This window comes from Skermanella aerolata KACC 11604, from assembly GCF_000936425.1.
Lineage (GTDB): Bacteria > Pseudomonadota > Alphaproteobacteria > Azospirillales > Azospirillaceae > Skermanella > Skermanella aerolata.
Genome location: NZ_AVFK01000020.1, coordinates 120,425 through 134,790, shown reverse-complemented (window position 1 = coordinate 134,790; position 14,366 = coordinate 120,425). Strand labels below are relative to the sequence as shown.

Annotated in this window: 11 protein-coding genes; 10 read left to right on the top strand and 1 reads right to left on the bottom strand. The window is 65.3% G+C overall.

From position 1 onward, the window contains the following. The first annotated feature begins 426 nt into the window (after positions 1 to 426). The 5 genes from N826_RS22550 to N826_RS22530 all read left to right on the top strand — a co-directional run bounded on the left by N826_RS22550 (position 427) and on the right by N826_RS22530 (position 8,563). Positions 427 to 1,134 carry a Crp/Fnr family transcriptional regulator gene (locus N826_RS22550; protein ID WP_052831832.1) on the top strand — a complete coding sequence of 236 codons (708 nt, stop codon included), beginning with the start codon at positions 427 to 429 and terminating at the stop codon, positions 1,132 to 1,134. Positions 1,135 to 1,161: 27 nt separating this feature from the next. Then, the gene (locus N826_RS22545; RefSeq protein WP_044432502.1) at positions 1,162 to 3,429 is read left to right on the top strand and encodes a CHASE2 domain-containing protein; all 2,268 of its coding nucleotides are present in this window, start codon (positions 1,162 to 1,164) and stop codon (positions 3,427 to 3,429) included. Between the two features lie 220 nt (positions 3,430 to 3,649). Continuing rightward, on the top strand, positions 3,650 to 7,084 hold the full coding sequence (locus N826_RS22540) for a TonB-dependent receptor domain-containing protein (protein WP_169789402.1): 3,435 nt from the start codon (positions 3,650 to 3,652) through the stop codon (positions 7,082 to 7,084). 12 nt (positions 7,085 to 7,096) lie between these two features. Then, positions 7,097 to 7,495 (top strand): hypothetical protein, encoded by a 399-nt coding sequence (locus tag N826_RS22535; protein ID WP_044432501.1) that lies wholly within the window; start codon positions 7,097 to 7,099, stop codon positions 7,493 to 7,495. A gap of 240 nt (positions 7,496 to 7,735) precedes the next feature. After that, positions 7,736 to 8,563 carry a hypothetical protein gene (locus N826_RS22530; protein ID WP_044432500.1) on the top strand — a complete coding sequence of 276 codons (828 nt, stop codon included), beginning with the start codon at positions 7,736 to 7,738 and terminating at the stop codon, positions 8,561 to 8,563. A gap of 59 nt (positions 8,564 to 8,622) precedes the next feature. Here the strand turns inward: N826_RS22530 and N826_RS22525 are convergent, their stop codons facing one another. Continuing rightward, the gene (locus tag N826_RS22525; RefSeq protein WP_244619671.1) at positions 8,623 to 8,841 is read right to left on the bottom strand and encodes a hypothetical protein; all 219 of its coding nucleotides are present in this window, start codon (positions 8,839 to 8,841) and stop codon (positions 8,623 to 8,625) included. A 265-nt stretch (positions 8,842 to 9,106) separates the two neighbouring features. Here N826_RS22525 and N826_RS22520 point away from each other — a divergent pair, with 265 nt between their 5' ends. The 5 genes from N826_RS22520 to N826_RS22500 all read left to right on the top strand — a co-directional run bounded on the left by N826_RS22520 (position 9,107) and on the right by N826_RS22500 (position 14,366). Further along, positions 9,107 to 10,111 (top strand): GntR family transcriptional regulator, encoded by a 1,005-nt coding sequence (locus N826_RS22520; RefSeq protein ID WP_169789401.1) that lies wholly within the window; start codon positions 9,107 to 9,109, stop codon positions 10,109 to 10,111. 189 nt (positions 10,112 to 10,300) lie between these two features. Next, on the top strand, positions 10,301 to 11,839 hold the full coding sequence (locus N826_RS22515) for a UxaA family hydrolase (RefSeq protein ID WP_044432498.1): 1,539 nt from the start codon (positions 10,301 to 10,303) through the stop codon (positions 11,837 to 11,839). Positions 11,840 to 11,944: 105 nt separating this feature from the next. Continuing rightward, on the top strand, positions 11,945 to 13,093 hold the full coding sequence (locus tag N826_RS22510; protein WP_052831826.1) for an acyl-CoA dehydrogenase family protein: 1,149 nt from the start codon (positions 11,945 to 11,947) through the stop codon (positions 13,091 to 13,093). Beyond that, the gene (locus N826_RS22505; protein WP_044432497.1) at positions 13,090 to 13,797 is read left to right on the top strand and encodes a PIG-L deacetylase family protein; all 708 of its coding nucleotides are present in this window, start codon (positions 13,090 to 13,092) and stop codon (positions 13,795 to 13,797) included. Before N826_RS22510 ends, N826_RS22505 begins: the two co-directional genes overlap by 4 nt. Then, the gene (locus N826_RS22500) at positions 13,794 to 14,366 is read left to right on the top strand and encodes a class I SAM-dependent DNA methyltransferase (protein ID WP_044432496.1); all 573 of its coding nucleotides are present in this window, start codon (positions 13,794 to 13,796) and stop codon (positions 14,364 to 14,366) included. The genes N826_RS22505 and N826_RS22500 overlap by 4 nt, the downstream gene beginning before the upstream one ends.

The following is a 14,366-nucleotide window of genomic DNA, read 5'->3' as shown; positions in this document are numbered from 1 at the left end:
CTGGTGTCCCGCGGCGCCTCAGCGCGTCGGGAGGCCGTATATAGGGCGGTACCCCGAACCCTGTCCAGGGCTTTTTTCAGCCTCTCGAACTTTTTTCGGAGGGGACAGGAACTTACGTCGGAATTCACAATCCGAATGCCGCTGGCAAACTCCCGCCCGGCTCACAAGCTTAAGCTCACAAACCCAGCATCATAAGGCACAGCGTCAGCCAGATCGCCAACAAGGCGCCGGCCTGCCGCGCGGAGGACGGCGAAACCATGATCGACCCTATAATATGTGAACAAGCGATACCGCTCCGGCAATTGGGGATGAATTGCCCGGCGGACTGGATTATGGTTAGCGCAAGTTTAATCCTGATGCTGTGAACTGCCTCACAGGCACGCATGGGGCCAACAATTTATGACCCGGTCGGAAGGACCAGATAAAGTGGCGGTTCTCGCCGGCCATTTCCTCCTCCGCGATCTGCCCAAGGACGACCTGGACAAGCTTGCGTCCTATGCCAGGGCGGTGCGCTACCCGGCGCACCGCGTCGTCTTCCACAAGGGTGATCCCGGCGACGGCATGATGGCCGTCATCTCGGGACGCATCAAGATCCGCTCCTACTCACTGGACGGCAAGGAACTGGTGCTCAACGTCATCCGGCCGGGCGAGTTGTTCGGCGAAATCGCCCTGCTCGACGCCAAACCGCGCACCGCCGACGCGGTGACCATGGAGCCGTGCGAGCTTCTGGTGCTGGAGCGGCGCGATTTCCTGCCTTTCCTGGCCGATCGCCCTCAGGCCTGCTTTCATCTGCTGACCGTGCTGTGCCAGCGGCTTCGCCAGACTAGCCAGCAGTTGGAAGACGCCCTGTTCCTGGACCTGCCGCCGCGGCTGGCCCGCTGTCTGGTCAGGCTGGCCGAAAGGTTCGGCAAGCCTGTTCCGGACGGCATTCAGATCGACGTCCGCCTGTCGCAGCAGGAACTCGCCGCCTTCGTCGGCATGACGCGGGAAAGCGTCAACAAGCAGCTGGCGGCATGGCGGCGGGATGGTGTCGTCGGATTTTCCGGCGGCATCGTCACGATTCACGACATGGCGGAACTCCGTTTCCTGTCTGGCATCGAGGACGAACCCGGCGGTGCGGCCGATGGTCCTTAGTTCCCCAGTCCGCAACCGCTCCGGCATATGAAGATCGGACCCGTCAAGATCGCCCCGGCTCAGATGCCGCCGGTCCTGGGTCGCGTTCAGAACGCAGTCGTGCTGGCGCTGGTCACCGCCGGCATCGCCATGCTGCTCGCCCTTACTCCGGTCGCCCGGATGATGGAGGAAGAGCTGGGGCTGTCCTGGCTCTTCACCCTGCGCGGCCCCCTTCCGCCGCCCAGCGGGGTTGCGATCGTCAGTCTCGACCGGCAGTCGGCGCGCCGGCTGGGACTGCCGCCGCAGGTCAGGCTATGGCCTCGCTCGCTGCGCGCCACCCTGATCGCCGAACTGAAGAAGCGCGGCGCCACCGCGATCGCCTTCGACCTGACGCTGGAGACGCCGACCGACCAGATACAGGACGGCGCCCTCACCCGCGCCATCGCGGCGGCACGCTCGGTCGTGCTTGTCGAAGCCCTGGAGCGCGAGGAGGTGGCGGTAACCGACGCCCAGGGAAACCCGGCCGGACACATGGCGATCGTGAAGGCGATCCCGCCGATCGAACCCTTCGCGAAGGCCGCCGCGGCGCTGGCCCCATTCCCGCTGCCGAAGATCGCCGCCCGGACCAACCAGTTCTGGGCCTTCAAGGAAGGCGCCGGCGATCGCCTCACCCTGCCGGCCGCCGCCTTGCAGGTCCACGCGGCATCCGTCCATGCCGTCTGGCTGAGCCGCCTGCGGGAGGCCGACGTGCCGGGGCTGGAGACGCTGCCGCCCGACAACGACCTGCTGAGCGAACCGGGGTCGGTCCAGAAGGCGTCGCTGGCGGTCCGCCGCGCGCTCCTTCAGGACCCCGGGCTGATCGACCGGCTGACGCCCCTGCCCGCCCGGCTGGGCGAACACGAGCGCCGGCTGATCGATGCGCTGAACCGACTGCATACGGGTCCGCAGCACTATTATTTGAACCTGTACGGACCGGCCAGCACGATCACGGTGATCCCCTTCGCCGACCTGATCGAGAACAAGCCGATCCCGGACCTGAACGGCCGCGCGGTGTTCGTCGGGGTGGCGGAGCGGTCTTCGACCAACGTGGACAGCTTCTACACGGTCTTCTCCACCGGCGACGGCATCGACATCAGCGGGGTCGAGATCGCCGCCACGGGTTTCGCCAACCTGCTCGACGATACCACCCTGGCCATGCCCCGGCAGGGAACGGTGGTCGCCATGCTGGCGGGATTCGGGCTGGCGGTCGGCTTCGTGGCCTATCTGCTGCCGGGTACCTGGGCCGTTGCCGCCACCCTGTTCATCGCCTGGGCCTGGCTGAGCTTTACCCTGAAGATGTTCGAACAGAACCATCTCTGGCTGCCGCTGGCGGTGCCGCTGCTGGTCCAGGTTCCGCTGGCGCTGTTCGGCGGGCTTCTGTGGCAGTACCTGTCGGCCAACTTGGAGCGCGTGAACGTTTCCCGCGCGATCCGCTATTATCTGCCGGAAAAGGCGGCCGCCGACATGGCGCGCGGGTCCACCGATCCGGGCTCCGCCCGGGATCTCGTCTTCGGTACCTGCGTCGCCAGCGACGCCGCGCGTTTCACGGCGCTGGCCGAAGCCCTGCCGCCGCGCGAGCTGGCGACATTGCTGGACAGCTATTTCGCCACCGTGTTCGAACAGATCCAGCTCCAGGGCGGGACCGTTACCGACGTGGTCGGCGACGGCATCATGAGCGTATGGGCGAATCCACAGCCCGACCGCGCCCAACGTATCCGCGCCGTCATGGCGGCGCTGGACATGGCGACAGCCATCCAGCGTTTCAACCGGCAGCACCCGAGCCGGCCCATGCCGACCCGGATCGGGCTGCATACCGGATGGATCATGGTCGGCAATGTAGGCGGCAAGGGACATTTCGCCTGGAGCGTCGTCGGCGACATCCCGAATACCGCGTCCCGGATCGAAGGACTGAACAAACATCTGGGAACCACCATCCTGGCGTCGCGGGAAGCCGTCGGCGACCTGGACATGGTGCTGACACGCCGGCTCGGGCGCTTCCGCCTGTTCGGCAAGGCCGGCGAACTGGATATCCACGAAGTCATCGCACGCCGGACGGAGGCATCGCCCTCGCAACTGCGGCTGGTATCGCTGTTCGAATCCGCCCTCGAAGCGTTCGAGGGCGGCCGAATAGCCGAAGCATCGGACTTGCTGCACAGTGTATTGAGTGAGTTTCCCGATGACGGTCCGAGCCGGTTCCACCTGGACCGATGCGCCAGCCACTGCGCCGGGATCCGCGTCCTGGACGACAGCGCCGTCGTCCGGCTCGAAGCCAAGTAGTAATACATACGCCGCCATTCTTCGGCCAATCGGCTCAAATACCGCTATTTTGCATTATTTGAACGGCATTGACACTATTGGCGGCTTCATATTACAGAAACAGACTCATGCGAGCGTCGGCACCAGGACGATTACTTCTTTGACGAGAGCCTTACCACAGACCGTAACCCGGCTTGCCAAAGCCGAAATAAAAAAGGTCGGCCTAGATGGTAAACCCCGGATGACAAAAAATAATTGGTTGCAGTCGTCGATATTGGCATCGCTGGTCGGAGGGCTGGCGTTCCTGACTTGGCCCGACAAGGCCGGAGCGCAGGGAGCGGATGGTTTCCCGGCAGATATGCAGCAACCCGGCTGCACGTCGCCGGTAGGCCGGATCGTATCCCTTGAAGGCGCCGTCGAAAGACGTATCGCCGGAAGCTCCGATTGGCAGCCGGCGACGACCAACCAGCCCTTATGTGCCGGCGACGCCATCCGCACCGGCCGATACAGCCGGGCAGCCCTGGCGCTGGCAAACGATTCGGTGCTTCGGCTGGACCAGACCACCACGCTGGAAGTAGCTCCGGCCCCGGCCGAGAAAGAAGAGCCGTCGGTGCTGGGGTTGATCCGGGGCGTGATCCAGGTCTTCAGCCATCGGCCCCGAAGCCTCAGCATCACGACGCCCTTCGTGAACGCCGCTGTCGAAGGCACGGAATTTCTCGTCGTGGCCGAAGCCGACAGGGCCTCGGTCACGGTCTTGCAGGGACGTGTGCGGGCGAGCAACCCGCAGGGCGCCGTGACGCTGGATGCCGCCGGGACGGCGGAAGCCCGCGCCGGAACGGCACCGGTGCAAAGGATCACGGTACGCCCGCGCGATGCAGCCCAGTGGACGCTCTATTTCCAGCCGGTGCTGACGACAATGTCGGCACAGGGCACCGCCGAAAGCGCCGGCCTGCCGGCTTCGATCATCGAAGCGCTGGCGCTGAGCCGCCGGGGAGATCACGCCGGCGCGATCGCCCGGTTGGATCGCGAACTGGCGACGGGCCAAGCGGACCCGCAAGTGCCTCTCTACCGCGACGCCCTGCTGCTTAGCGTCGGCCGGGTGACCGAGGCGCGGGAGGCGATCGAAAGAACGCTCGCGAGAAACCCCGATCATGTCGGGGCGCTCTCGCTCCGCAGCGTCATCGCCGTGACGGTGAACGACACCGAGAGCGCCCTGTCCGACGCCTTTCGCGCGGTCGAACTGGACCCACGCTCGGCGGCGGCCCGGATCGCGCTGTCCTACGCCTTGCAGGCCGACCGCCGGTTGGAAGGCGCCCGCGCCACGCTTGAGAATGCGGTCGCGATGCATCCCGAAGACCCCTTGGTGCGATCCCGCCTGGCTGAGATCCTGCTGATCTTGGGCTACAGGGCCGACGCCGAACAGGCGGCGCGCAAGGCGGCCGAACTGGCTCCCGACATGGGCGAGGCACAGACGATCCTGGGGCTAGCCGCCCTGGTGCGGCAGCGGCCGGGTGAGGCGCAGCAGGTCCTGGAACGCGCGGTCGTGCTGGAACCGTCCGATCCCCTGCCCCGCCTGGGCCTGGGTCTTGCCCTGATCCGCCAGGGCAACCTGGAGGCGGGCCGGAACGAGTTGGAGGTCGCCGCGGCGCTCGATCCCGGCAATTCGCTGGTCCGCAGCTATCTCGGCCGCGCCTATGACGACGAGCGGCGCGGCGACCGCGCGGCCGGCCAGTACGGCGTCGCCAAGGAACTGGACCCGCTCGATCCGACTCCGTTCTTCTACGACGGCTTGAGGAAGCGGGCGGCCAACCGGCCGGTCGACGCCTTGGGGGATATAGAACGGTCGATCAGCCTGAACGACAACCGGGCGCCGTTCCGCTCCGAACTGTCGCTGGACGAGGATCTGGCGACGCGGGGTGCCGCACTGGGCCGCGTCTACATCGATCTGGGCTTCGACAGGCTCGGCCTGCCGCAGGCGGCGAAGGCTCTCGGCAAGGACCCCGATAGCGCCGCGGCCAACCGGTTCCTGTCTGACATCTACGCGCCGCTGCAGCGGCACGAAATTGCCCGTTCGAGCGCGCTGCTCCAGTCCCAACTGCTCCAGCCGCTGACGATCGATCCGGTCCAGCCCAGCCTGAGCGCGACCGATCTCCACATCCTGCCCGGCGCCTTCCCGTCGGAAGCCGGATTCAACGAATACGGGCCGCTGTTCGAGCGCGACCGGATCAGGCTGGATGCGACCGGCGTCGCCGGCAACCTGGATACCCTGGCGGACGAGGTCATGCTGTCGGGGATCGTCGGCCGGGCCGCCTTCAGCGCCGGCCAGTTCCACTATCAAAGCGACGGCTACCGCGAGAACAACGACGTCGAGCACGATATCTACACGCTGTTCGGCCAGGCGGCGCTGACCGACACCTTGAGCGTCCAGGCGGAGATCCGATCGCGCCGGACGGAGCAGGGAGACCTGACGCAGAACTTCGACCCCGACAATTTCTCCCGCACCGGGCGGACCGACATCGACCAGGATACGGCGCGCCTGGGACTGCGCTACTCGCCGACGCCGAGGATCGACCTGCTGGCATCGCTGATCGCCAGCGAGCGCGACGCCAAGCAGCTTCAGGCAAACGACTTCTTCAATTTCACCGACGATATCGAACAGCGCGGCATCGACGCCCAGATCCAGGGGATCTATCGTGGGGACATGTTCAACGTCACGGCGGGCGGCGGTGCGTACCGCATCCGGCAGAAGAGCGTTTCGACCTTCGAGGATCTGCTGTCGGGCTTGAGCTTCCCGTTCACGGAGAGCTTCACCAGCCGCCAGTCCAATGCCTATGGCTATGTCAACCTGACGCCATTGAGCGACGTGATCGTCACGGTAGGCCTGAGCGCCGACCATTTCGACAACGGCGTCTACGACTTCGACAAGCTCAATCCGAAGTTCGGCGTCCAGTGGGACCTGACCGAGCGGCTGAAGCTGCGGGCCGCGGCCTTCCGCACCTTCAAGCGGCTGCTGATCGTTGACCAGACGCTGGAACCGACCCAGGTCGCCGGTTTCAACCAGTTCACCGACGAGTTCAACCAGACTTCGGCCTGGGTCAAGGGCATCGGCATGGATGCGGTCCTCGGCCGAGGCTCCTACGGCTCCGTCTATGGCGGCGTCGAATACGTCAGGCGCGACCTGGACGTGCCGCAGGTGGTCAGCCGCGAACCGCCGGCCAGCGAAAGCCGCGACCGGACGGAGGACGAGGTTCGCGCCTACCTTTATTGGGCGCCCGCGTCCGACTGGGCCGTTTCGGCGGAGTTCGAATGGGACGAGTTCGACAACGAGAACGAACTGGTCGATATCGCCCGCCTGCGCACGATGACGGTGCCGCTCCAGGTCAGGTATTTTGCCGAGAACGGGCTGTTCGCCAAGGCCGGCGTCAACTTCGTCAGCCAGCAGGTGGAAGAGCGGCTGGAGCCATTCTTCGACCAGACGCGCGAAAACTTCGTCACGGTGGACCTGGGTATCGGTTACCGCCTGCCGCAACGGCGCGGCAGCGTCAGCCTTGAGGTGCGCAACCTGTTCGACGAGGACTTCCTGTACCAGGACCTGGACTCGATCACCAACACGACGACGAGACCGAGGTTCATCCCGGCGCGGACGATCCTGGGACGGCTGTCGCTTTCGTTCTGAGCCTTCATCAACATGACAATCGGGGGTATCGACATGATCGGCAGCGTTGGTTTGAGGATCGCGGCGGCGGGTATTCTGGCCGGCTTCATGATGGGGACCGCGCCGGTGATGGCGCAGGAGTTGCAAATCGCCCCGCTCGATCGGAAGGCGCTGACGGCGCAGGGATTCGCCGACCCGTCGTTGGCATTGATCCTCAACAGCAAGGGCGAACTGGTCGGAGCGCTGACGGAAGACCACCCGAACCAGCCCTCTACCGGCCCCCGGAAACTGGCCCCGGCCCGCTTGCCGGAGTCCATAAGCAAGATCCAGGGCTTCGGCAGCATCGCCATCCTGGCGTATCAGGGCTCCAACTGTTACATCGTCCGACGCCCGGACGGCACGCTCTACGTCATGCCGCCCGGCTGCGTCTGATTTACGCCCTTGCGGCCGATCCACGGCAGATTTTTCCCCCTTGGGCAGAATCTGCCGTGGGCGGCGGCAGACCAGCGGCATATCGACTCTCTTGATCCTACCACCAATTTGAGATAGTCTTAGACAGTGCGGCGGAAAATCTGCGGCACGCCTATTGCATAGTTCCGCAGCAGAACGCGCAGGAATGGAGAGCGGGCGATGTCTTCGACAACAACAGCCACGAGCGCAGCCGCAGCTTCCATGCCTTCAGGGTACCTGTCGAACCTGAAGCTGGCAGCAGACGACCGCAAGCGAATCTGGGACTCACTGACCCCGGAACGCCAGTCGGAGGCGGCTGCCAAGTTCGGAACGGCGGGAGAGGCCGTCAAGGAGCAGAAGTTCACCTCGCTCGGTGATGCGCTCTCCTATGATTACAGCGGCACCGATCCTGCCGTCGGCCAAAAGCTCAACTCCGACATTTCCATCCAGTCCAACGTGCTGACGAGCGACAACGGCGCCAAATTCGGCTCGCTGGTCAACTTCGACACGATGGACTCCGCGGTCTTTCTGGAACTGAAGCAGGGCGCCTACCCGACGGCCCAGGACCCGACCTGGATCACGGACGAGACGACCAAGCAGAAATACCTGGATGCCTTCAATTCCCGCGCCTACGACGCGTACAAGACCGCGGCGGACAAGTTCGGCGGCTTCAACTCGCAGTCCATGCTCGGCTATGACTCCAACGCCAACGGTTATCTCGACAACGAGTCCGAACTGTTCGGCTTCGGCACCCGCGGGCTTGAGATGTCCGACTTCTTCGATATCACGTCGACCGACGGCGGCGTTACCAACACCTACTCGCTGAGGTCATTCACGGCCGCCGACAGTTCAACCAAGATGGCCGACAACGTGGTGATCGACCCGAAGCGGTTCATGGCCTTGAACAACGAAGGCAAGTCGGCTGCCGTGATCGGCACGTCCTATGACACCGGCTCTCCCGGCATGACCACCACGATCAGCCTGAACCTGCTGTCCGGCCCGATCTCGACCGGCACGACGGCTGCGATCAGCATCAACGTGACGACGTAACGGATGACGACATGACCCTCGGCGGCACCGGACGCCTCCGAAGGGTCATGGATCGAGCATCAGGCGCTCCGCTCAGGCGGCTTATTGCCCATGTGGCAACGGACGCGCTTCATGCGATAGAGCGGATGCTCATCGACCCAGCGCGCTCCTTCCGCCTGCCCTGCGATCGGACAGTTGGACATCGTGAGATACTGATCGTCCGGGATCAGCGGCGTGACGGTATGGCATTGGGTGGGGTCGGCAATCAGGCAGAACACCATTGAAAGTGTGACGAGCATTTAAAACCTCGACCTATGCTGCATTGCAACAAACACGATAACCAGACTGTAGACGGATTAAACTGCGACGAAGCGACGCACATGCTGCAATGCACCATGGTCCGCATTTTGTCGTTGGGGCACAGCCGTCCCTTAATCAACCAAGGCTACTATGACCATCGGCTAAAACGATAGTGGTAATTTGTCTCACGATTTAAGTCGCGGAGGGTAGGGCCGGCTGCACCGCGGCTTGTCGCGTTTTCAGCCCGCTGCTATGCTCCGCACCATGAATGAAATGCGGACGATCTTTTCAGCCGAACCGATCTATCGGAAGATACAAGGCATTCTCGAACAGAAGATCGTCGGCAGTGAGATCGAACCCGGTACGGTTATACTGGAAGGCCCCATAGCCGAATTCTTCGGAGTGAGCCGGGCGCCGGTAAAGAAGGCTTTGTCGCACCTGATCGTCCAGGGCCTGGTCAAGCGCTTCGAGGGACGCGGATATCTGGTGACCGGCGGATCGCTTACGCCCGTCGAACGCCGGCGCACCTTCGACCCTGCTCTTCTGGACAGCGGCGCGCCGGGCCTTGCCGAAATCAAGACGCCGGCCGCTTGGGAGCGCATCTACGACGAGGTCGAGCGGGAGCTGGCCTCGCACTCGCCATTCGGCCCCCAGCGGATCGTCGAGAACGATCTTGCCCAGCATTTCGGCGTCAGCAGGACCGTCGCTCACGATGTCCTGACGCGCTTGCAGAACCTGGGCATCACCGGCAAGGACAAGCAGTCGCGCTGGTTCGTCGTGCCGCTGACCGTCGAGCGCGTACGTCATCTATACGAGGTGCGGCGCATCCTGGAGCCGGCGGCACTTGCCAAGGCAGCTGCCCTGATCGGGCAAGCGACGCTGGAGGAAATGATCGGGCGTCTCGATGCCACGTGGGCGGCCTACCCCGACGTCTCGATCCGGCAGCTCGACCAGTTGGAGCGCGACCTCCACATCGACTGCATTTCCCACTGCGACAACCAGGAACTTCTTGATCTGCTGAAGCGGACGCAGGCCCTGCTGATCTCCAACAAATACGTCCTGGGCGGCCATATCGACCTGCCCGGCATCGACCCCTTCATGGGCGAGCACCGGCTGGTCCTGCAAGCCCTGCTCGACGGCAAGCCGGCCCGTGCCGCCGTGGCGCTTCGGCGTCATCTCGATCTGTCGGTCACCAAGATCGTGCGCCGGCTGGAGATCCTCCAGTCATCCGAGCCACCGCCGCTGCCGCCTTATCTGTCGGGAACGTAAGCCGGAAGCTCCCCACGCTTTCGTCTTTGCCCCGGCCAATTCATAGCAGCTCCCCTAAAATGGATATTGCATACACGATCCATTTGCTGGTTAACTGCGGATCAACAGGAGTGGGGGAGGAAAAGCCTCGGCGCCAGCGGGTCTGGCCGTAGCGGCACCTCCGAATCATCAAAAACAGGTCCCAAGGCCATGTCCGAACAGTCCGACCAAGCATCCCTGACGATCCGTCTTTCGCCGGCCGACAACGTGGTCGTAGCCCGTGCCGAACTGATGCCCGGAGCGCCGATCGCCGGCACGAACGTCACCTGCCTCGACCGTATTCCGCGTAGCCACAAGGTCACCGTGGTTCCCGTCGCCAAGGGCGAGGCGATCCGGAAATACGATCAGGTCATCGGCTTCGCCACCGACGACATCGAGCCCGGCCGGCATGTCCACGTCCACAACGTCGAGATGCACGACTTCGCGCGCGACTATGCCTTCGGCGCCGATACCCGCCCGACCGACTATGTGCCGGAAGCCGAGCGCGCGACCTTCCAGGGGTTCCGCCGCGCCAACGGCAAGGTCGGCACCCGCAACTATATCGGCGTGCTGACCAGCGTGAACTGTTCGGCCACCGTCGCCCGCCAGATCGCGGCCAAGGTCGAACGCGACCTGCTGCCCGACTACCCCAACGTCGACGGCGTTGTGGCGCTGACCCACGGGACCGGCTGCGGCATGGCCGACAGCGGCGAGGGCTATGCCAACCTCCAGCGCGTACTGTGGGGCTACGCCCGCAACCCCAATTTCGTCGGCGTCCTGATCGTGGGCCTTGGCTGCGAGGTCAACCAGATCGACTTCCTGCTGGAAGCCTACGGCATCCAGCGCGGCCCGCTGTTCCAGGTGATGAACATCCAGAACGCCGGCGGCTCCGCCAAGACGATCCAGGCCGGCATCGACATGATCCGCCCCATGCTGGTGGAAGCGGACAAGGCGCGCCGGACCACGATCCCGGCCAGCGAGCTGATGCTGGCCCTGCAATGCGGCGGTTCCGACGGATATTCCGGCATCACCGCCAACCCGGCACTGGGAGCGGCCGCCGACCTGCTGGTGCGCCACGGCGGTACCGCCGTGCTGAGCGAGACGCCGGAGATCTACGGCGCCGAACACCTGCTGACCCGCCGCTCGGTCAGCCAGAAGGTCGGCGAGAAGCTGATCGAGCGGATCCACTGGTGGGAGGACTACACCGCCCGCAACCTCGGCGAGATGAACAATAACCCCTCCCCCGGCAACAAGGCCGGCGGGTTGACCACGATCCTTGAGAAGTCCCTGGGCGCCGCGGCCAAGGGCGGCACTACCAACCTCGTCGACGTCTATAAGTATGCCGAGCCGATCACGGCCAAGGGTTTCGTCTTCATGGACTCGCCCGGCTACGATCCGGCGGCGGTGACCGGTCAGGTGGCGAGCGGCTGCAACATCATCGCCTTCACGACCGGCCGCGGCTCCGTCTCCGGGTTCAAGCCGGCCCCGTCGATCAAGCTCGCGACCAACACGCCGATGTACCAGCGGATGGCCGACGACATGGACATCAACTGCGGCACCATCGCCGACGGCGAGGAGACGATCGAGCAGGCGGGAGAGCGTATCTTCCAGCTCGTTCTCGACATCGCGTCCGGCAAGCACACCAAGAGCGAGGAACAGGGCTTCGGCGACAGCGAGTTCGTGCCCTGGCAGATCGGCGCCGTCATGTAGCAGGCGCCTTCCGGCGAACCTGCGGCACCCGACACCCGATACCCTGCGCCCGATACCCGACGCCCGGTCATGGAGCTTTCCGCCCTGGCCGGGCGTTAGGCTTTCATGAACATACCGAACGCCGCCGCCTCCGGCATCCGATACACTCCGACGACAGCGCGCGAGCGCGTGGCGGAATTCGCCGAAACCATCACGTCCCCGGTTCCGGAAGACGGTTTCCCAACCGAAGCGGTCGCAGCGCTGACCCAGTCCGGTCTGCTGTCGGCTCCCCTGCCTCCGGACTATGGAGGATGCGGGCTGGGCTTGCTTCCCGGCACCATGCGCCCGCTGCTCGACACGCTGAGGGCGGTGGGCCGCGTCGACCTGTCGGTCGGCCGGCTCTACGAGGGGCACTGCAACGCCCTGCAACTCGTAGCACAGTTCGGGACGGAGGCGCAGTTCAGGCAAGCGGCGCTCGACACGGCCGCCGGCCATATGTTCGCGGTCTGGAATACCCAGGGCGCCCGTGGAATCGACCTGCTCGACGGCGATGCCGGACCCGTCCTGGACGGGGAAAAGACCTATTGTTCGGGCGTCGGCCAGATCAGCCGACCGATCGTCACCGTGCAGTCGAACCGAGAAGATGGTCTGCGGATGTGCCTGCTGCGCGCCGACGAACTGCCGCTGAAAGCGGATGCCTCCGCCTGGACGCCCCTCGGCATGGCGGCTTCGGTCAGCGGGGCCGTCCGGCTCGCCGATGTCGCCGTCCGCCCCGACGACCTGATCGGAGCACCGGGAGACTACCAGCGCCAGCCTTGGTTCTCCGGCGGAGCGGTCCGCTTCGCCGCCGTCCAGCTCGGCGGGGCCGAAGCCTTGCTGGACGAGACGATCACACATCTCCGCAGGACCGGCCGCGACGGCGATCCCTACCAGACCGCCCGGGTCGGTTCCATGGCGGTGCTGGTGGAGAGCGGCCGGGCCTGGCTGATCCGGGCGGCGGAGGCCGCCGACCTCGTCTTCGGATTACCGGACTTCGATGCCGAAGCGGCGACGGAAGCGGTCCATCTAGCCAACATGACGCGGACCGCCATCGAGCGGATCTGCCTGGACGTCATGGAACATGCGGTCCGCAGCATCGGCGTCGCCGGGCTGCTCAGGCCCCATCCGCTGGAGCGCCGGGTCCGCGACCTCACGACTTATCTGCGGCAGCCCGCTCCCGATGCGGCGCTGGCGGCGGTCGGACGTCACGTGCTGGCACGCGGGAACGCCGGATGACCCCGCCCCTGGACGGCGGCCTCGAACCGCTCTCGACCCTGGGCAAGGTCGCGATCCTTGCCCCTCATCCGGATGACGAAAGTCTCGGCTGCGGCGGCTTGATCGCGCGGCTGGCGGCCATCGGCGCTCCCCCGGCGATCATCGTGGTCAGCGACGGTACGGGGTCGCACCCTAACTCCCCATCCTATCCGCCGGAGCGGCTGCGGGCGCTCCGGGAGGAGGAAACGCGGGAGGCGGTCGCGGCGCTGGGGTCGCCCCTGGAGCCCGTGTTCCTGCGGCTGCCGGATACCGCCGTGCCGCATCCCGGCAATTCCGCCTTCGCCGAAGCGGTCGGTCGCGTCGCTTCGGCGCTGCCGCCCGGCGGCGTCGATACGATCGCGGTATCCTTCCGCGACGATCCCCATTGCGACCATCAGGCGGCCTTCGCCCTGGCGGCCGCCGTCATCGAACGCGCCGGCCATCCGGTCCGCCTGCTGGAATACGTCATCTGGAACGACGAGGCGGCGGCGGCGGTGCCTGCGGGGTTCCAGCCCCGGCGCCTGGATATCGCACCGGTGCTCGCCGCCAAACTGCGGGCCATCTCCTGCCACCGGTCGCAGACGACCAATCTGATCGCCGACGATCCCGGCGGCTTTCGCCTGGAGCCAGCCATGCTCCGGCGTTTCGAGCTGCCATGGGAAACATACCTCGAGGCCATCCCATGAAACCGTCCCTGCCCGGCAGCTACTTCGACGACATCTACCGGCGCGACCCCGACCCCTGGCGCTTCGCGAGCAGCGCCTACGAAGCGGCGAAGTACGAGGACACCCTGAAGGCCCTGGGCGATGCCCGCTATGACAGCGCTTTCGAGATCGGCTGCTCGATCGGAGTCCTGACGCGCCAGCTCGCGGCGCGCTGCGCGTCGCTGCTGTCGGTCGACATATCTCCGCTGGCCCTCGCCCAGGCGGTCGAGCGGAACGCCGACCTGCCCCATGTCCGTTTCGAGCGCATGGAATTCCCGAACCAGAGCCGGGAAGGATCGTTCGACCTGATCCTCATGTCCGAAGTCGGCTACTACCTGTCGATGCCGGACCTCGACCAGGCGGCGCAGAGGTGCCACGACCTGCTTCGGACAGAGGGAGCACTGCTGCTGGTTCACTACGTCCGCGAGACCGACTACCCCCTGACGGGGGACGAAGTCCACGAGCGGCTTCTGGCCAACCCAGGCTTCCAGGCCGTAACTGACCGCTCGACCGGCGATTATCGGCTGACCTTGTTGCGGAAGGCCGGGTGA